This window comes from Cronobacter turicensis (genome assembly GCF_041222865.1).
In the GTDB taxonomy this organism is placed as follows: domain Bacteria; phylum Pseudomonadota; class Gammaproteobacteria; order Enterobacterales; family Enterobacteriaceae; genus Cronobacter; species Cronobacter turicensis.
The window spans coordinates 2,661,675-2,679,331 of the sequence record NZ_CP165997.1; the positions used below are offsets into that span (position 1 = coordinate 2,661,675).

At 58.0% G+C, this 17,657-nt stretch carries 10 protein-coding genes, 2 tRNA genes and 3 other RNA genes; 7 read left to right on the forward strand and 8 right to left on the reverse strand.

The genetic code is table 11. The annotated features are described in order from the left end of the window. Positions 1–61 precede the first annotated feature (61 nt). A complete protein-coding gene (locus AB8W27_RS12760; protein ID WP_015740798.1) occupies positions 62–595 on the reverse strand; it encodes a fimbrial protein in 534 nt (177 codons plus the stop codon). 558 nt (positions 596–1,153) lie between these two features. Here AB8W27_RS12760 and AB8W27_RS12765 point away from each other — a divergent pair. From AB8W27_RS12765 to AB8W27_RS12775, 3 genes are all read left to right on the forward strand, one after another. Beyond that, positions 1,154–1,241 (forward strand) — tRNA-Ser (locus tag AB8W27_RS12765). 47 nt (positions 1,242–1,288) lie between these two features. Next, positions 1,289–1,431: non-coding RNA, RtT sRNA (locus AB8W27_RS12770), on the forward strand. A 47-nt stretch (positions 1,432–1,478) separates the two neighbouring features. Beyond that, positions 1,479–1,621, forward strand: a non-coding RNA gene (locus tag AB8W27_RS12775) — RtT sRNA. Positions 1,622–1,847: 226 nt separating this feature from the next. On the opposite strand, the gene AB8W27_RS12780 is transcribed toward AB8W27_RS12775, so the two are convergent. Next, positions 1,848–4,172 (reverse strand): FdhF/YdeP family oxidoreductase, encoded by a 2,325-nt coding sequence (locus tag AB8W27_RS12780; RefSeq protein WP_041923415.1) that lies wholly within the window; start codon positions 4,170–4,172, stop codon positions 1,848–1,850. A 246-nt stretch (positions 4,173–4,418) separates the two neighbouring features. Here AB8W27_RS12780 and AB8W27_RS12785 point away from each other — a divergent pair. Beyond that, a tRNA-Ser gene (locus AB8W27_RS12785) sits at positions 4,419–4,506 on the forward strand. A gap of 47 nt (positions 4,507–4,553) precedes the next feature. Next, positions 4,554–4,696, forward strand: a non-coding RNA gene (locus AB8W27_RS12790) — RtT sRNA. Positions 4,697–5,015: 319 nt separating this feature from the next. Here the strand turns inward: AB8W27_RS12790 and phoH are convergent. The 4 genes from phoH to efeU form a co-directional block, all read right to left on the reverse strand. Further along, entirely contained in the window at positions 5,016–5,804 is a 789-nt protein-coding gene (phoH, locus tag AB8W27_RS12795) for a phosphate starvation-inducible protein PhoH (protein ID WP_041923414.1), read from the reverse strand. Positions 5,805–6,344: 540 nt separating this feature from the next. Next, the gene (gene efeB / locus AB8W27_RS12800; protein ID WP_041923413.1) at positions 6,345–7,628 is read right to left on the reverse strand and encodes an iron uptake transporter deferrochelatase/peroxidase subunit; all 1,284 of its coding nucleotides are present in this window, start codon (positions 7,626–7,628) and stop codon (positions 6,345–6,347) included. A gap of 5 nt (positions 7,629–7,633) precedes the next feature. Further along, a complete protein-coding gene (gene efeO, locus AB8W27_RS12805) occupies positions 7,634–8,761 on the reverse strand; it encodes an iron uptake system protein EfeO (RefSeq protein WP_041923412.1) in 1,128 nt (375 codons plus the stop codon). Between the two features lie 55 nt (positions 8,762–8,816). Next, entirely contained in the window at positions 8,817–9,647 is an 831-nt protein-coding gene (efeU, locus tag AB8W27_RS12810) for an iron uptake transporter permease EfeU (RefSeq protein ID WP_015740792.1), read from the reverse strand. A 356-nt stretch (positions 9,648–10,003) separates the two neighbouring features. Here efeU and AB8W27_RS12815 point away from each other — a divergent pair, with 356 nt between their 5' ends. Next, positions 10,004–11,188 carry a NupC/NupG family nucleoside CNT transporter gene (locus AB8W27_RS12815; protein WP_015740791.1) on the forward strand — a complete coding sequence of 395 codons (1,185 nt, stop codon included), beginning with the start codon at positions 10,004–10,006 and terminating at the stop codon, positions 11,186–11,188. Positions 11,189–11,218: 30 nt separating this feature from the next. On the opposite strand, the gene AB8W27_RS12820 is transcribed toward AB8W27_RS12815, so the two are convergent. Together AB8W27_RS12820 and putP are read right to left on the reverse strand one after the other, a co-directional pair. Continuing rightward, on the reverse strand, positions 11,219–11,641 hold the full coding sequence (locus tag AB8W27_RS12820) for a DUF3574 domain-containing protein (RefSeq protein WP_041923411.1): 423 nt from the start codon (positions 11,639–11,641) through the stop codon (positions 11,219–11,221). 117 nt (positions 11,642–11,758) lie between these two features. Continuing rightward, complete coding sequence (gene putP, locus AB8W27_RS12825) at positions 11,759–13,267, reverse strand: sodium/proline symporter PutP (protein ID WP_071820283.1); 1,509 nt, start codon at positions 13,265–13,267, stop codon at positions 11,759–11,761. A gap of 412 nt (positions 13,268–13,679) precedes the next feature. Here putP and putA point away from each other — a divergent pair, with 412 nt between their 5' ends. Then, a complete protein-coding gene (putA, locus tag AB8W27_RS12830; protein ID WP_015740787.1) occupies positions 13,680–17,642 on the forward strand; it encodes a trifunctional transcriptional regulator/proline dehydrogenase/L-glutamate gamma-semialdehyde dehydrogenase in 3,963 nt (1,320 codons plus the stop codon). Positions 17,643–17,657 lie beyond the last annotated feature (15 nt).

Here is a 17,657-nt window from a genome sequence, read left to right on the forward strand (position 1 = left end):
GAGGAACAATAAACCGTCAACTCGCGTTAACGGCTTATTGATACGTTAAACGAATCAGTAATTAACGATAATCAAAGGTTATATCTGTCGTTCCGTTGGCTGCGCCTGCGGCAACCGTGGTGCTCGTGGAGACATAATAAGCAATGAGATTAAGATCCATCGTCGCATCGGTGATTTCGAATTTACGCTGTGAGAACTGATTCATAGGAATAAGCGTTCCCTCATCATCTGTAATCGCAATCGCCACGCCGGTCGCGCCCCCATCCGCCACCTTCAGGTAATCCTTATTCACCGTATCAGCATCGCCAGTCAGATAGATGCTAAAGTGCGGGTTTTCGCCCTCTTCTACTACCGGGCAATTTTTCAGTTTGATATTCACCGGGATCGGTGGCGTCTTTACGCCCACGGTCGTGTTGAATTGCTTAACCGAATAGACACCCATATCAACATCCAGCACTTTATCGTCATCATCAATTTCACATGCCTGATCGGTAATTTTACCTGTGAAATTAATTTTCCCGTCTGCTGCCAGTACTGAAGCCGCATTTATCGCCAGGGCACCAGCGAGCATCATCAAACAGAGACGTCTTTTCATATCTTCTCCATCATTGTTTATCCCAAACCATATGTTTAATAAATAAATTCCTGCCACAGTGTAAAGCCAGCGCATATTATCCCGAGCCCAACTAGCTGACAATTCCTGAAATGAATTTTTATTTGATTCCTCCAGCTAGATAGCAAAACCGAATTGATGCGTGTTACATCCATTCATTCAATATACAGATATGTTGGCTCAATAATATCTTAAGAGTGAGCATTTTCAGCACAGATATATACATACTTATAAAGGCATTGATATTTATGTTTTGTAATTATGTGGATTTAATTAATAGGGTTTGCATTATCATGCGGATGAGTACTCTCTCCGGTTTGATTGCGGCGCATATAACGAAGCGCGTGTAGATGGCTCAGATTCATCAACGGCATTTGTTTGCTCATATTACGGACTTGCCATGCGGGAAATGAGTGGTTGTTTTAAACGCATTTTGTATGAAGTTTGTTTAAACGCGTCAGAAAGCGCTAAATTTCCGTTGACGGCTATGGGCCTTTCCCCTACATTAGCGCCCGTCCCGACACGTCGGGAAGACAATATGGTGAGGTGTCCGAGTGGCTGAAGGAGCACGCCTGGAAAGTGTGTATACGGTAACGTATCGAGGGTTCGAATCCCTCCCTCACCGCCATATTCAAAGAAAGAGCCTGTACGCAAGTACGGGCTCTTTTGCTTTTATATCTCGCCGACCCGGGAGGGATGAGAAGCCTCGACCAGGGTTCGACCACTGGCGCAGCCAGTGGGGCAGTCTGCGAGCCCTGCGAGCTGACTGCCCGCAGGGTGAGGCCCAACGGGCCGAATCAATCCCTCCCTCACCGCCATATTCAAAGAAAGAGCCTGTACGCAAGTACGGGCTCTTTTGCTTTTATATCTCGCCGACCCGGGAGGGATGAGAAGCCTCGACCAGGGTTCGACCACTGGCGCAGCCAGTGGGACAGTCTGCGAGCCCTGCGAGCTGACTGCCCGCAGGGTGAGGCCCAACGGGCCGAATCAATCCCTCCCTCACCGCCATATTCAAAGAAAGAGCCTGTACGCAAGTACGGGCTCTTTTGCTTTTATATCGCGCCAGGAAAACGGCAGGTGCGCTGCGCTTACCTGCCCTACAAAACCTTCCGTAGGGTGGGTAAGCGCCAACGCACCTGCCCTTCGCCGAAAAACGGCAGGTGCGCTCCGCTTACCTGCCCTATAAAACCTTCCGTAGGGTGGGTAAGCGCAGCGCACCCACCATTACATCCGGTTACCGCCGTGCGCCCGTCGTCGTCACCGGCTCGGCGACGCGCTCCATCGCGATCGGGATACTTTTATAAGCCGGGATACCGCTCTGCGTATCGTGGCTGTCCAGCGGCACCAGCACGTTCGCCTCCGGGTAATAGGCGCCTACCGAGCCGGGCGCCATATCGATAACCACCACGGTCAGGTTATTGAGCCGTCGCGAGGTCGGCTTGCCGTCCGGATCGAGCGCGGTCACGTTGACCTGATCCCCCACGCGCAGCTCGCGTTTTTCTGCCTCATCGGGGTTGATAAACAACACGTCCCGCCGCCCGGTCACGCCGCGGTAACGGTCATTCAGCCCATACAGCGTCGTATTGTACTGATCGTGGCTGCGAAGCGTCGTCAGCACCAGATCGTGACACTTCAGCGACCGCGGATCCTCATTAATCCCCTGCATCACCTTAAACTGCGCCTTGCCGGATGGCGTATTCCAGACGCGCTCCGAGGCCGCATTGCGCAGACGAAAACCGCCTGGCTGCTTCACCCGCTCATTAAAATTCTCAAACGCCGGGAACACTGCCTCGATGGCGTCGCGGATAAAGCTGTAGTCGCCGATCATTTTGTCCCAGTTCACCACCGTATCCGGCAGCGTCGCTTTGGCAAGCCCCGCCACGATAGCGGGCTCAGAACGCAGATGCGGCGACGCCGGTTGCAGCATGCCGCGCGAGGCATGCACCATCGACATTGAATCCTCAACGGTAATGCTCTGTTCGCCCGACGCCTGCACGTCCGTTTCCGTGCGGCCCAGCACCGGCAGAATATAGTTGTGCTTGCCGAGCAACAGGTGCGAACGGTTAAGCTTGGTCGCCATATGCACGACTAAATCGAGATTGCGCATCGCCGGGAACGTGACCTGGGGATCGGAAATCGCTTCGGCCAGATTACCGCCCAGGCACAGCAGCGCTTTGGCCTTGCCGTCGCGCATTGCCTGAATCGCGGCGACGGCGCCATGACCATGCTTCTGCGGCGGTTTAAAGCCAAAAACACGCTCAATACCATCAAGCAGCGACTGCGGGGGGATCTCCGTGATGCCCACCGTACGATCGCCCTGCACGTTGGAATGCCCACGCAGCGGGCAAATGCCTGCGCCTTTTTTGCCGATATTGCCGCGCAGCAGCAGCAGGTTGGCAAGCTGTTGTACATTCTGCGTGCCGTACTGGTGCTGCGTGATCCCCATGCCGTAACAGATAATCGTCCGTTCGGCCTTCGCATACAGGCGCGCGATATTCTGAATCTCTTTGCGCTCCATACCGGAAACTTTCAGGATGTGATCCCAGTCGGTCGCGTCGAGATCCGCCTTCAGCGCCTCAAACCCTTCGGTATGCTCACGAATAAACGCCTCGTCGATAACGCCCGGCTCGCCGTTCGCCAGCGCCTCGTCATGCATCGAAAGCAATATTTTCATCACGCCTTTCAGCATCGCGGCATCACCGCCGACCCGCACCTTATAATAGGTCGACGCCAGTTCCGTAGAGCTTAATGACAGCATCTCTATGGGGCTTTGCGGCGAGGTAAAGCGCTCCAGACCACGTTCGCGCAGCGGGTTAATGGCGACAATAGTCGCGCCGCGCTTCGAAACTTCACGCAGCGTGCCGAGCATACGCGGGTGGTTGGTGCCGGGATTGTGGCCGATGCACAGCACCAGGTCGCAGTGGTCGAAATCGTCCAGCTCCACCGTGCCTTTGCCGACGCCGATAGACTCCGGCAGCCCGACGCTGGTGGGCTCGTGGCACATGTTTGAACAGTCCGGGAAGTTGTTGGTGCCGTATTCGCGGGCGAAAAGCTGCCACAGGAACGCCGCTTCGTTAGAGGCGCGTCCCGAGGTGTAAAACTCGACGCTGTCCGGATCGTCGTAGCTGCGCAGAAGCTCGCCAATCTCCTGAAAAGCCGTTTCCCATTCAATGGGCTGATACGTATCGCTCGCGGGATCATATTTCATCGGGTGCGTCAGGCGCCCCTCGCCTTCCAGTTCGAACGCATTGCGCTCCCATAGTTCGCTGACGGTATGCGCCGCGAAGAATTCCGGCGTGGTGCGCTTGCTGGTAGCCTCCCAGGAGACGGCTTTCGCGCCGTTTTCACAAAACTCAAACGACGAGGCGTGCTGCGGGTCGGGCCAGGCGCAGCCGGGGCAGTCAAACCCCTGCGGCTGGTTAACTTTGAACAGGGCAATCACGTCCTGCTTCACCGACATCTGGCCGCGTATGGCATCGGCGACAGCCTTGAGTGCGCCCCAGCCGCCCGCCGATCCGCCATAAGGCGCGATGCCGATAGTACGATTTCGCTCTTTCATAGTGCTCCACTTTTTCTGTCTCATTGTTGTGGTTTAAGCCTGGTACAGAAAACCGGATAAGCGAAGCGGCAGCGAGGTTATCGGGTGGCGTAACAGGCCCTGATGGCGGGTTTTGCAGGCGAAAACGCCATTTCGTTTAACCCTTAACCGAACGATAAGGAAAGAAAAAAATCTGCTTGACCGTTTTCATGCAGATCCCTATAGTAGCGCCCCGTTGCCCCGCTACGCGTGGCAGCAAGACAATATGGTGAGGTGTCCGAGTGGCTGAAGGAGCACGCCTGGAAAGTGTGTATACGGCAACGTATCGAGGGTTCGAATCCCTCCCTCACCGCCATATTCAAAGAAAGAGCCTGTACGCAAGTACGGGCTTTTTTGCTTTTATATCTCGCCGACCCGGGAGGGATGAAAAGCCTCGACCAGGGTTCGACCACTGGCGCAGCCAGTGGGACAGTCTGCGAGCCCTGCGAGCTGACTGCCCGCAGGGTGAGGCCCAACGGGCCGAATCAATCCCTCCCTCACCGCCATATTCAAAGAAAGAGCCTGTACGCAAGTACGGGCTTTTTTGTTTTATATCTCGTCAGGAAAACGGCAGGTGCGCTCCGCTTACCTGCCCTACAACACCTTCCGTAGGGTGGGTAAGCGCAGCGCACCCACCAACCGTGTGCCAGGAACCTGCCGTAGGGTGGGTAAGCGCAAGCGCACCCACCTTCCGCGTGCCAGGAACCTTCCGTAGGGTGGGTAAGCGCAAGCGCACCCACCTTCCAGTCGCAAAGAAAACGCAAAAGGTAAAAACAAAAAAAGCCCAACATCCGTTGGGCTTTTTCGTTGATGTGAAAGGCGGGCTTAATCGTAAGCGTTAAGCGTCCGCTGGCACAGCGCGGAACGCACGCAATCGGCTTTGCCGAACCGCACGATGCCAATCATCTCATCTTCCTCAAAACGCGCCAGCGCATCGCTCAGGCCAGACTGTACGCCTGCCGGCAAATCGCACTGGGTGATGTCGCCGTTGACTATCACGGTCACGTTCTCCCCGAGGCGGGTTAAAAACATTTTCATCTGCGCGGCTGTCACGTTCTGGGCCTCGTCCAGAATCACGACGGCATTTTCAAAGGTACGTCCACGCATATAGGCGAACGGCGCAATTTCAACTTTGCCGATTTCCGGGCGCAGGCAATATTGCATGAAGGAAGCGCCGAGGCGGCGCACCAGCACGTCATACACCGGGCGGAAATACGGGGCGAACTTCTCAGAGATATCGCCGGGCAGGAAGCCGAGATCTTCATCGGCCTGCAGGACCGGGCGGGTGACAATTATCCTGTCGACATCCTTATGAATCAGGGCCTCAGCGGCTTTCGCCGCGCTGATAAACGTTTTGCCGCATCCGGCTTCGCCGGTGGCGAATATCAGCTGTTTGCTCTCAATAGCCTCAAGATAATGCGCCTGAGCGTCGGTACGAGCGGCAATCGGCGCATTATCGCGGCTGTCCCGCGCCATGCCGATTGCTTCAACGCCACTCATTTGCACAAGCGTGGTGACCGATTCCTCTTCACGCTGCCGGTGGCTGCGTGAATCTCGTCTGAGAACGCGTCTGGCTTCACGACGAGCTTTGATCACTGCTTTCTGTCTTCCCATGGATGGCACCTTGTTAAGTTGGTTTACATGAGCCGCGTCCTGCTGGTGGACGCGATTATGCGCACAAACATTTGAGGTTTGGCTTCCTTTTAAGCCATGAATTGCCGGTCGAAAAGACGCGGTAGTACGGCTACGCGCACCGCTTACCGCATCGTCTGGAACAGGGGGAGAAGCCTGGAACAAGTTTGAGGGGGTGGAGATAACGCTGCCGGAGGAGGGTCCTCCGCGCCGGGTGGTGCGGGTTGCTTTCCTTTTAAGTCCAGTTCTGGACGCTACCATTCGCGATCTCCGTCGTGCTACTGCTGTCACAGTGGGGAACTACCGCTAACACGTTAAGTACAACAAAAATTATCATATTTGCAACATAATATTTACTAAAAGATAACTTTTGTTTTCTGTCTTCTGATGCCTCTTTTATGACAGAGAAATATTACAGAAATGTATCAACAGAATAGCCGCACGGAAACGCGCCGCCACGGCAGTGCGAAAATTGTTAGTAAATGAAACATAAAAAAACCCCGCCGTCGCGGCGGGGTTTTATCAGGCTTTCAGCAGGCCGTCGGCCAGGAAGCGGGATTTATCCGCCACGCCCGGCAGCACAAAGAAATAGCCGCCGCCGATGGGCTTCACATACTCCTCCAGCGCTTCGCCGTTAAGTCGCTTTTGCACCGTCAGGAATCCTTTTTCGAGATCGTGCTGGTAGCAGACAAACAGCAGGCCCATATCGAGCTGGCCGGAATTGGTCACGCCGAGCGAGTAACTGTAGCCGCGGCGCACCATCAGGCTGGACTGCGTTTCAGGCGTGCGCGGGTTCGCCAGCCGGATGTGGCTGTCAAGCGCAATCACGTTGCCTTCGGGATCCTTGCTGTAGTCCGGCACGTCGTGCTCATGCTGCATGCCAAGCGGCGCGCCGGTCTGCTTGTCGCGCCCGAAAATCGTCTGCTGCTCTTTGAGCGGCGTGCGGTCCCAGAACTCCACATGAAACTGAATAATGCGCACGGCCTGATAGCTGCCGCCCACCGCCCACGCGGGCTCTCCCTGCTCCGGCGTCACCCACACCACATTGTCCATTAACGGCGCGTTGCGGGTATCCGGGTTCGCGGTGCCGTCTTTAAAGCCGAGCAGGTTAACCGGCGTCTCTTTGCCGCGGCTGCGCGCCGCGTGATCGGAGATAAACCCTTCACGCTTCCAGCGCACGCTCAGCAGATCCGGTGTGTGCTTTATCACGTCGCGCAGCGCATGGATAACGGTATCCTGGGTATTGGCGCAGATTTGCAGCAGCAGATCGCCGTGACACAGCGCCGCATCCAGCGAATCGTTCGGAAACCGCGCCATCTTTTGCAGCTTTTTCGGCATCTGCGACGCAAGACCATAGCGATCGTCAAAAAGAGAACGCCCCAGCGACACGGTGATCGTCAGGTTATCCGGCGCAATCACCGGCCCCAGAATGCCGGAATCCATCGGCGGCAGACGCGGGTTCGCCGTTTGCGGCGCCGGGCCGCCTGCGGTTAAAAACGCGATGCGGTCAGTCAGCAGACGGAACAGACGTTCGAGATCCGCCTTATCGCCCGCCAGCACATCGAAAGCCACCAGCATCATTGACGCCTGTTGCGGCGTCAGCACGCCCGCCTGATGCTCGCCGTAAAACGGCTGCGTCTCCTGACGCGCATCCGGCGAGAGCGTGCCGGGCGCGCTTTCAGCTTGCGCGCCATGCGCCACCGGACAACCGCCGGTGACCGCGAGCGCGCCGGTCAGCGCGCCAAGTCCTTTCAGCAGACGGCGGCGCGCCGGTTGCGGCACGCCGTGATTATCATATTCTTGCATCACGCTTAGTCCAGTCCGAGCACGCCGCGCAGTAATGAGAGATCTTCAGCAAGCGACGTGATCGGCCCTTTCAGCGCGTTGCGGTCAGCGTCGGTCAGCTTGTCGTAGGTCTCAAAACCGTCTTTGGTGCGGTACTTCGCAAGGATCGCATCCACTTTTTTGAAGTTCGCGTCCACTTTCGCGAGCAGCGGCGCGTTCTCTTTTTGCAGCTGCGGACGCAGCAGGTTGACGATTTTCTGCGCGCCATCGATGTTGGCCTGGAAATCCCACAGGTCGGTGTGGCTGTAGCGATCTTCTTCGCCGCTGATTTTGCTGGCCGCGACTTCTTCGATAAGGCCCGCCGCGCCGCCCACGACTTTACCCGGCGGGAACGCGAGTTCGCTGATGCGTTTTTGCAGCTCCAGCACGTCGCTGTTGAGCTTGTCGGCATACTGATCCATGCCTTTGACGCTGTTATCGCCAAACAGCGCTTTTTCCAGGCGGTGGAAGCCGGTGAATTTCGGGTCGGCCGCTTTCTGTTCGTAATCGTCTTCACGGGCGTCGATGCTGCCGTCGAGATCGGAGAACAGCTCGGCGATAGGCTCAATACGCTCATAATGCTGGCGCGTCGGCGCATAGAGAGATTTCGCTTTGGCGATATCGCCCGCTTTTACGGCATCGGTAAAGGCTTTGGTGCCGGAGACCAGCGCGGCGGTTTCTGCGCTCACCCAGGTTTTATACTCAGTCACGGCGCCTTCCAGCGACATCAGCTCGCTCTTCGCCGCGGCTTTTTCACCGCCAACGGCCTTGACGATAAGCTTGCCTTTCGGGTTGCTCAGCAGGCCGCAGGTCATCTCATATTCGCCTGGCTCAAGGTTAGCGGTCATTTTCTGGCTAAAGCCCGGCGCGATGTTTTCGCGCTCTTCAACGACCATCACGCCTTTAAGGATTTCCCACTCCAGCGCCTTCTGGCTGTGGTTCAGGATGATGAACTGGGTTTTACCGGCATTTACCGTGAGCGTCATCGGCTCGCACTGTTTGTCGTTTACGGTAACTTTCACCTGCGGAATATCCGCGGCCTGTGCGGCAAACGCGGAACTGATAAGCGCCAGCAGCGTCACGGAAAGCGCGCTACGGCGAAGTTGTTTCGTCATGACCATCCCTCTAAAAGTATGTTGTAACTAAGCCGCGCACGGGCGCGGCAAAAAATCAGGCGTTCCCGGAGACGCGCGTATCGGCGCGAGCTGGCAGCGCATAGCACGCCAGCGCCGGGATCAGATAGATAAACCATACCGCCACTTCGCTGACGGTCGGCGCTTCCTGGTAGCCGAAAATGCCTTCCAGCAGCGTGCCGGTGAGCGAGTGCGTGGAGAGCACATTGCTGAAATCAAACGCCACCGCCTGGAAGTGATTCCACAGACCGGCTTCATGAAACGCGCGAATGGCGCCCGCCGCGAGCCCTGCGGCGACGAGCAAAATAAAGAGGCTGGTCCAGCGGAAAAACGCGCCGAGGTTAAGACGAATGCCGCCCCAGTAGAGCAGGAAACCAAGCACCACGGCGGTCGCAAGCCCAAGCATCGCGCCGAGCGGCGGCCAGACGCCCACATCCTGGCCAAACGCGGCCAGCAGGAAAAAGACCGATTCGAGGCCCTCGCGCGCGACCGCAAAAAACACCATCATCACCAGCGCCCAGCCGTGTCCGCCAGGGCGTTTCAGCGCGCGATCCACGGCCTGTTCCAGTTCGCCTTTCACATTGCGGGATACTTTACGCATCCAGAACACCATCCAGGTGAGGATCACAACGGCCACGGCCGCCACCAGCCCTTCAAACAGCTCCTGCTCTTTTTGCGGGAACTCGCCAGTGGTTTCATTGATGAAAATGCCAAGGCCCAGGCAGAGCGCGGCGGCGAGAAATACGCCTGCCCACATCACGCCAAGCCAGTGACCGCGCTGGGTGCGCTTGAGATAGCTGGCGATAAGGCTGACGATAAGCGCCGCTTCAAGACCTTCACGCAGCATAATCAGAAAAGGAACAAACATTCGGGCACCTGTAAATGTGAAATCAGGTCAACTGATGCAAAGAAAAGTAAATGGGAGTGAAAGTGATTATCATTACCGCCAGGAGAAACACAAGCGAAATGTGGGGATAAGTATGACGAAGTGTAAAAGTTGCGAAGTTGAGTAGTCACAGGATGAAACCATAAGCGAAATTCGCCCGTCCGGTGCCTCTAACTCCCCTTCCCTGATGCCTGACAATATTGGCGGGAAAAATATTCAGTCATCGCTTTTTCTTATTCCATTTGCCAGATAACGATGCGGGAAATTATGCTTAGCGCGCTGTTTACCGGCCGGTTTTTGTGTGGCTAACTATTTTTCTTTCAGACACCTGCGTAACTATGACAACCATACTGCACTTTGTTTTCGCCGTCGTGGCGATCCTCCTGCTCGCCTGGCTTGCCAGTTTTGACCGTAAAAAGATCCGCCCGCGTTATATTCTTCAGCTGATTGTGATTGAAGCGGCGCTGGCCTGGTTCTTTCTCCATGCGCAGGCCGGGCTGCTGGTTATCCAGTCCATTGCCGGGGCGTTTTCCTCGCTGCTGCACTTCGCCGCCCAGGGCACCGATTTCGTTTTCGGCGGCATGAGTCAGAAAGGCCTCGCGTTTGTGTTTCTCGGCGTGCTCTGCCCTATCGTGTTTATCTCGGCGCTGATTGGCATTCTGCAACACTGGCGCATTCTGCCAATTTTCATTCGCGTCATCGGTACGCTGCTGTCGAAAGTCAACGGCATGGGCAAGCTGGAATCCTTTAACGCCGTCAGTTCGCTGATTCTCGGCCAGTCGGAAAACTTTATCGCCTATAAAGGCGTGCTGGCGGATCTCTCCTCGCGTCGGCTGTTTACGATGGCGGCGACCGCCATGTCCACCGTTTCGCTCTCCATCGTCGGCGCGTATATGGCGATGATTGAGGCGAAATATGTGGTGGCGGCGCTGGTGCTTAACCTCTTCAGCACGTTCATTATTCTCTCGGTTATTAACCCGACGCGCCCGCAGGATGAGCCGGACGTGAAGCTCGAAAAGCTGCATGAATCACAAAGCTTTTTCGAGATGCTCGGCGAGTACATTCTGGCGGGCTTTAAGGTGGCGATGATTATTCTCGCGATGCTGATTGGCTTTATCGCCATTATCAGCGCGGTGAATGCGCTGTTCCTGACGCTGTTCGGCCAGAGCTTCCAGCAACTGCTGGGCTATGTCTTTTACCCGCTCGCCTGGCTTATCGGCATTCCGGCGCAGGATGCCCTGACGGCAGGCGGCATTATGGCCACCAAGCTGGTCGCTAATGAGTTCGTGGCGATGATCGAGCTGCAAAAAATCGCCGCGACGCTCTCTCCGCGCGGTCTCGGTATCCTGTCGGTATTCCTGGTGTCGTTTGCCAACTTCGCCTCTATCGGCATTGTGGCGGGCGCGATTAAGGGGCTGAACGAGCCGCAAGGCAACGCGGTGTCGCGCTTTGGTCTGCGCCTGGTTTATGGCGCGACGCTGGTGAGTTTACTCTCTGCGGCCTTCGCCGGTCTGGTGCTGTAAACGTAAAGGCGGGGTTTCCCCCGCCTTTTTTCAGAACTGAACGCACACGCGCTCATCGACGCGCATGACCGATTCCTGCGCGAAGCGGGATTTATAGATCCCGCGCAGCGCTTCAATCCCCTTCTCGCTCGCGCTGTCATTACTGTGAATAAGCATCAGCGCCTTGCTCGGCTCACGCGCCACCTTGCCATCGTTACCGAGCCACTGCCCGCGCGCATCAAACACCGTCAGCCCGTCGCGAAAACGCGGCGTAACGTCGTTATCCACAAAGCGCTGCCACTCTTCGCCCGTAATCACGGGGCCGGACGGCCGGTTAAGGCCAAAGTACAGCGTGGTTTGCGTCATGCGGTTTTGCGCGGCGCAACTCTGCGCCTGGTCTGCCGCGTGCGGCGCGCAACCAGCGAGCGTCGCTGCCAGTGCGAGTGAAACGATAACCTTGCGAATCGCCATCATCCTGTCCTTTTTTGTTATGGGTGAACGCGAAGATAACAGCGTAAATCGCGGCGTCTGGCAAGCTACCGGATTGATGAGAAAGAAAAAACCCGCCAGGCGGCGGGTTTGTTAAAACGCTTAGTGAGCGCGAAGCTTAGACGGCGCGGGCGTGTGGTACTCCTCGTCCGCTTTTTCAAAGCGCGCCTGTATTGAGGCCGATGGCGCTTTGCCCATCAGGCTCACCACCACGATACCGAGGCTTGCGAAGATAAAGCCCGGAATAATTTCGTAGAGGTTAAACCAGGCGAACTGTTTCCAGACGATAACCGTCACCGCGCCGATGATCATGCCCGCCAGCGCGCCGTTGCGCGTCATACGCGACCACATCACCGAGAGCAGCACCACCGGGCCGAAGGCCGCGCCAAAGCCCGCCCACGCGTAGCTCACCAGGCCCAGCACGCGGTTTTCCGGGTTTGCCGCCAGCGCAATCGCGACCAGCGCCACCACCAGCACCATCATACGGCCGACCCACACAAGCTCTTTCTGGCTCGCGCCTTTACGCAGGAACGCTTTGTAGAGATCTTCCGTAATGGCGCTGGAGCAGACCAGCAGCTGGCAGCTCAGCGTTGACATCACCGCCGCCAGAATCGCCGACAGCAGGATACCGGCAATCCACGGGTTAAAGAGGATCTGCGCCAGTTCGATAAACACGCGCTCGCCGTTCTGGTTCACCGCCGCGGCCTGATCCGGATGCTCAGTAAAGTAGGCGATACCGAAGAAGCCAACGGCCACGGCGCCTGCAAGGCACAAGATCATCCAGATCATGGAGATGCGACGCGCCTTAACAATAGTGTGATGGGAATCCGCCGCCATAAAACGCGCCAGGATATGCGGCTGCCCGAAGTAGCCCAGTCCCCAGCCCATCAGCGAAATAATCGCCACCAGGTTGAGGCCCTTGAGCATATCGATATTTTCGATGCTCTTCTGCTTAATGACCGCCAGCGAATCGTCCAGGCCGCCGACCGCGAAAATCACGATAACCGGCGTCAGGATCAGCGCGAAAATCATCAGGCTCGCCTGCACGGTATCGGTCCAGCTCACCGCCAGGAACCCGCCGATAAAGGTATAAAGGATGGTTGCTGCGGCACCCGCCCAGAGCGCGGTTTCATAGCTCATGCCGAACGTGCTTTCGAACAGGCGCGCGCCCGCCACGATGCCGGAGGCGCAGTAGATAGTGAAGAACAGCAAAATAACCAGCGCCGAGATAATCCGTAGCAGACGGCTGTTATCCTCAAAACGGCCGGTGAAATAATCCGGTAACGTCAGGGCGTTATTGTTGTGCTCGGTATGAACGCGCAGGCGCCCCGCCACCAGCTTCCAGTTAATCCAGGCCCCGAGCGTCAGCCCGATGGCGATCCAGCTTTCGGAGATCCCGGAGAGAAACACCGCGCCCGGCAGGCCCATCAGCAGCCAGCCCGACATATCCGACGCGCCCGCAGACAGCGCGGTGACGACGCTCCCCAGACTGCGCCCGCCGAGAATGTAGTCATCAAAGTTTTTGGTGGAACGCCACGCAATAAACCCAATCAGTATCATCCCCAAAATATAAATAAAGAAAGTCACCAGCATCGGTGTACTCGTCGTCATTTCACTTCTCCGCGTTATTGCCGGGTCGCCCCGTTTATCACCGCCGGAACGTAGCGGTGGCGTTATTGTCGTTTCGTGTGGCGGCAGTATCCTGCCGGAAGCGTTTTTTATTCACAATCGATTTAACACACCATTCACATGTTTTGCATCTGTGAAACCTGTACATTTTTTGAGAGGTTGCACTCGCTCACGCTTTTCCGGGTTGCACCTGTTAAAAATGTTAACCAGCCCCGAATTCTGAGCTTATAACCGCCTTTTAGCCCACGCGTCATAGCGATTTCATATTTAACATTTCATTCATTTTTAAGCTTGCTGGTGAGGTCACAATTAACAAGGTTGCACAAAGTTGCAACATGATGGATATTGCCGATCGTTCCCCTTTTTATACAGACCGAGACACAGGAGTAAGGGCATGGGCACCACTACGATGGGGGTCAAGCTGGACGACGCCACCCGCGAGCGCATTAAATCCGCCGCGACGAAAATCGACCGCACGCCGCACTGGCTGATTAAGCAGGCCATTTTTAATTATCTGGAACAGCTGGAAAACAGCGACGGCCTGCCGGAGCTGCCTGCGCTACTGGCGGGCGCGGCGAACGAAAGCGACGAGGCCGCGGCGCCGGTGGAAGAGAGCCACCAGCCGTTCCTCGAGTTCGCCGAGCAGATCCAGCCGCAGTCTGTCAGCCGTGCGGCTATTACCGCCGCCTGGCGACGTGCGGAAACCGATGCGGTGCCGATGCTGCTGGAGCAGGCCCGCCTGCCGCAGCCGGTCGCGGAAAAAACCCACCAGCTCGCCTGGAGCCTTGCCGAAAAGCTGCGCAACCAGAAAACCGCCTCCGGCCGCGCCGGTATGGTGCAGAGCCTGTTGCAGGAGTTTTCTCTCTCCTCGCAGGAAGGCGTGGCGCTGATGTGCCTTGCCGAAGCGCTGCTGCGTATTCCGGATAAAGCCACGCGCGATGCCCTGATCCGCGACAAAATCAGCAATGGCAACTGGCACTCGCACATTGGCCGCAGCCCGTCGCTGTTCGTCAACGCCGCCACCTGGGGTCTGCTGTTTACCGGCCGTCTGGTCTCGACCCACAACGAAGCCAGCCTGTCGCGCTCACTCAACCGCATCATCGGCAAGAGCGGCGAGCCGCTGATCCGCAAAGGCGTGGATATGGCGATGCGCCTGATGGGCGAGCAGTTCGTGACCGGCGAAACCATCGCCGAGGCCCTGGCCAACGCCCGTAAGCTTGAAGAGAAAGGCTTCCGTTACTCCTACGATATGCTGGGCGAAGCGGCGCTCACCGCCGCCGACGCGCAGGCCTATATGGTCTCTTACCAGCAGGCTATTCACGCCATCGGCAAAGCCTCTAACGGACGCGGCATTTATGAAGGGCCGGGCATTTCGATTAAGCTCTCCGCCCTGCACCCGCGCTACAGCCGCGCGCAGTACGACCGCGTGATGGAAGAGCTCTACCCGCGCCTGAAATCCCTGACGCTGCTGGCGCGCCAGTATGACATCGGCATTAACATCGACGCCGAAGAAGCCGACCGTCTGGAAATCTCCCTCGACCTGCTGGAAAAACTCTGCTTTGAGCCGGATCTGGCGGGCTGGAACGGCATCGGGTTTGTGATTCAGGCGTACCAGAAGCGCTGCCCGTTCGTTATCGATTATCTGATCGATCTGGCCACCCGCAGCCGCCGTCGTCTGATGATCCGTCTGGTGAAAGGCGCCTACTGGGACAGCGAAATCAAGCGCGCCCAGATGGAAGGCCTTGAGGGCTACCCGGTCTACACCCGCAAGGTTTACACCGACATCTCCTATCTCGCCTGCGCGAAGAAACTGCTGGCGGTGCCGAACCTGATTTACCCGCAGTTCGCCACGCATAACGCCCATACGCTGGCGGCAATCTACAGCCTGGCGGGCCAGAACTACTACCCTGGACAGTATGAATTCCAGTGCCTGCACGGCATGGGCGAGCCGCTCTACGAACAGGTGGTCGGCAAAATCAGCGACGGCAAACTCAACCGTCCGTGCCGCATCTATGCGCCGGTCGGCACCCATGAAACGCTGCTGGCCTACCTGGTGCGTCGCCTGCTGGAAAATGGCGCCAACACCTCGTTTGTGAACCGCATCGCCGATAACACGCTGTCGCTTGACGATCTGGTGGCCGATCCGGTCAGCGCGGTCGAACAGCTGGCCGCGCAGGAAGGCCGCGTCGGTCTGCCGCACCCGAAAATCCCGCTGCCGCAGGATCTCTACGGCGAAGGGCGCGTCAACTCCGCCGGGCTTGATCTGGCGAACGAACACCGCCTGGCGTCGCTCTCCTCGTCGCTGCTGAACAGCGCGCTGCAAAAATGGCGCGCCCTGCCGATGCTGGAAGACGCCGTGGATGATGGTGAACTGGCGCCGGTGATCAACCCCGCCGAGCCGCGCGACATTGTCGGTTACGCCCGTGAAGCCACCGAAGCCGAAGTGGCGCAGGCGCTGCAAAGCGCGGTAAACAACGCGCCTATCTGGTTTGCCACCCCGCCGCAGGAGCGCGCCGCTATTCTTGAGCGCGCCGCCGTGCTGATGGAAGACCAGACCCAGACGCTGATTGGCATTCTGGTGCGCGAAGCGGGTAAAACCTTCGCCAACGCCATCGCCGAAGTGCGCGAAGCGGTAGACTTCCTGCGCTATTACGCAGGCCAGGTCCGTGATGATTTCGATAACGAAACCCATCGCCCGCTCGGCCCGGTGGTCTGTATCAGCCCGTGGAACTTCCCGCTGGCTATCTTTACCGGCCAGGTGGCCGCCGCGCTTGCCGCAGGCAACAGCGTGCTGGCGAAACCGGCTGAGCAGACGCCGCTTATCGCCGCCCAGGGTATTCAGATCCTGCTGGATGCAGGCGTGCCGCAGGGCGTGGTGCAGCTGCTGCCAGGGCGCGGCGAAACCGTGGGCGCGCAGTTGACGGGCGATCCGCGCGTACGCGGCGTCATGTTCACCGGTTCAACGGAAGTGGCGACGCTTTTACAGCGCAACCTCGCAGACCGTCTCAATCCGCAGGGCCGCCCGACACCGCTTATCGCGGAAACCGGCGGGCTGAACGCCATGATTGTCGACTCCTCCGCGCTGACTGAGCAGGTGGTCGTGGACGTCGTCGCCTCGGCGTTCGACAGCGCCGGTCAGCGCTGCTCGGCGCTGCGCGTGCTCTGCCTTCAGGAAGAGATTGCCGATCACACCCTCACCATGCTGAAAGGCGCGATGGCCGAATGCCGGATGGGCAACCCTGGTCGTCTGACGACGGACATCGGGCCGGTTATCGACGCCGAGGCCAAAGCCGGTATCGAGCGCCACATCCAGACGATGCGCGCCAAAGGCCGCAAAGTCTTCCAGGCCGCGCGCGACAACAGCCTTGATGCGCGTGAATGGCAGACCGGCACGTTTGTCACGCCGACGCTTATCGAGCTCGAAAGCTTTGATGAGATGAAAAAAGAGGTCTTCGGCCCGGTGTTGCACGTGGTGCGCTACAACCGCAACAACCTGGCGGGGCTGATTGAGCAGATCAACAAAGCAGGCTACGGCCTGACGCTCGGCGTGCACACGCGTATCGATGAAACTATCGCGCAGGTGACCGGCAGCGCGCACGTCGGCAACCTGTATGTGAACCGCAATATGGTTGGCGCCGTGGTCGGCGTACAGCCGTTCGGCGGCGAAGGGCTGTCCGGCACCGGGCCGAAAGCGGGCGGGCCGCTCTATCTCTACCGCCTGCTGGCGAGCCGTCCGGAAGCGGCGGTGCAGACGACGCTTGAGCGTCACGACGCCCGCTACGCTCAGGACGCGCAGGTCAAAGCGCTGATTACGCGCCCGCACCAGGCGCTGACCGAATGGGCCGCAGGCCGTCCGGAGCTTAAAGCGTTGTGCGAACACTACCTTGCTCTGTCGCAAAGCGGCGTGCAGCGCACCCTGCCGGGCCCGACCGGCGAGCGCAACACGTATACCCTGCTGCCGCGCGAGCGCGTGCTGTGCCTGGCGGATAACGAACAGGACGTGCTGGTGCAGCTCGCCGCCGCCACCAGCGCGGGCAGCCGCGTACTGTGGGTTGACGAGCCGCTGCAACGCACGCTGGCCAAACAGCTTCCGGCCGCCGTGAACGCGATTATCGACTTCGCCAAACCGGACGTGCTGTTCAGCCAGTTCTTCGATGCGGTGATTTACCACGGCGATTCCGACCAGCTGCGCGCGCTGTGTGAGAAAGTGGCCGCGCGCGAGGGCGCGATTGTTTCGGTGCAGGGCTTCGCACGCGGAGAAACCAACCTCCTGCTGGAGCGCCTGTGGCTTGAGCGTTCGCTTAGCGTCAACACCGCCGCCGCAGGCGGCAACGCCAGCCTGATGACCATCGGCTGACGGTTAATAAACACG

What these genes read in the sequence shown, in the direction of transcription:
- efeU (WP_015740792.1), bottom strand. Translation starts at nt 9,647, where the DNA reads ATGTTTGTTCCTTTTCTGATTATGCTGCGTGAAGGTCTTGAAGCGGCG.
- AB8W27_RS12820 (WP_041923411.1), bottom strand. Translation starts at nt 11,641, where the DNA reads ATGATGGCGATTCGCAAGGTTATCGTTTCACTCGCACTGGCAGCGACG.
- AB8W27_RS12760 (WP_015740798.1), bottom strand. Translation starts at nt 595, where the DNA reads ATGAAAAGACGTCTCTGTTTGATGATGCTCGCTGGTGCCCTGGCGATA.
- AB8W27_RS12780 (WP_041923415.1), bottom strand. Translation starts at nt 4,172, where the DNA reads ATGAAAGAGCGAAATCGTACTATCGGCATCGCGCCTTATGGCGGATCG.
- AB8W27_RS12815 (WP_015740791.1), top strand. Translation starts at nt 10,004, where the DNA reads ATGACAACCATACTGCACTTTGTTTTCGCCGTCGTGGCGATCCTCCTG.
- efeB (WP_041923413.1), bottom strand. Translation starts at nt 7,628, where the DNA reads ATGCAAGAATATGATAATCACGGCGTGCCGCAACCGGCGCGCCGCCGT.
- phoH (WP_041923414.1), bottom strand. Translation starts at nt 5,804, where the DNA reads ATGGGAAGACAGAAAGCAGTGATCAAAGCTCGTCGTGAAGCCAGACGC.
- efeO (WP_041923412.1), bottom strand. Translation starts at nt 8,761, where the DNA reads ATGACGAAACAACTTCGCCGTAGCGCGCTTTCCGTGACGCTGCTGGCG.
- putA (WP_015740787.1), top strand. Translation starts at nt 13,680, where the DNA reads ATGGGCACCACTACGATGGGGGTCAAGCTGGACGACGCCACCCGCGAG.
- putP (WP_071820283.1), bottom strand. Translation starts at nt 13,267, where the DNA reads ATGACGACGAGTACACCGATGCTGGTGACTTTCTTTATTTATATTTTG.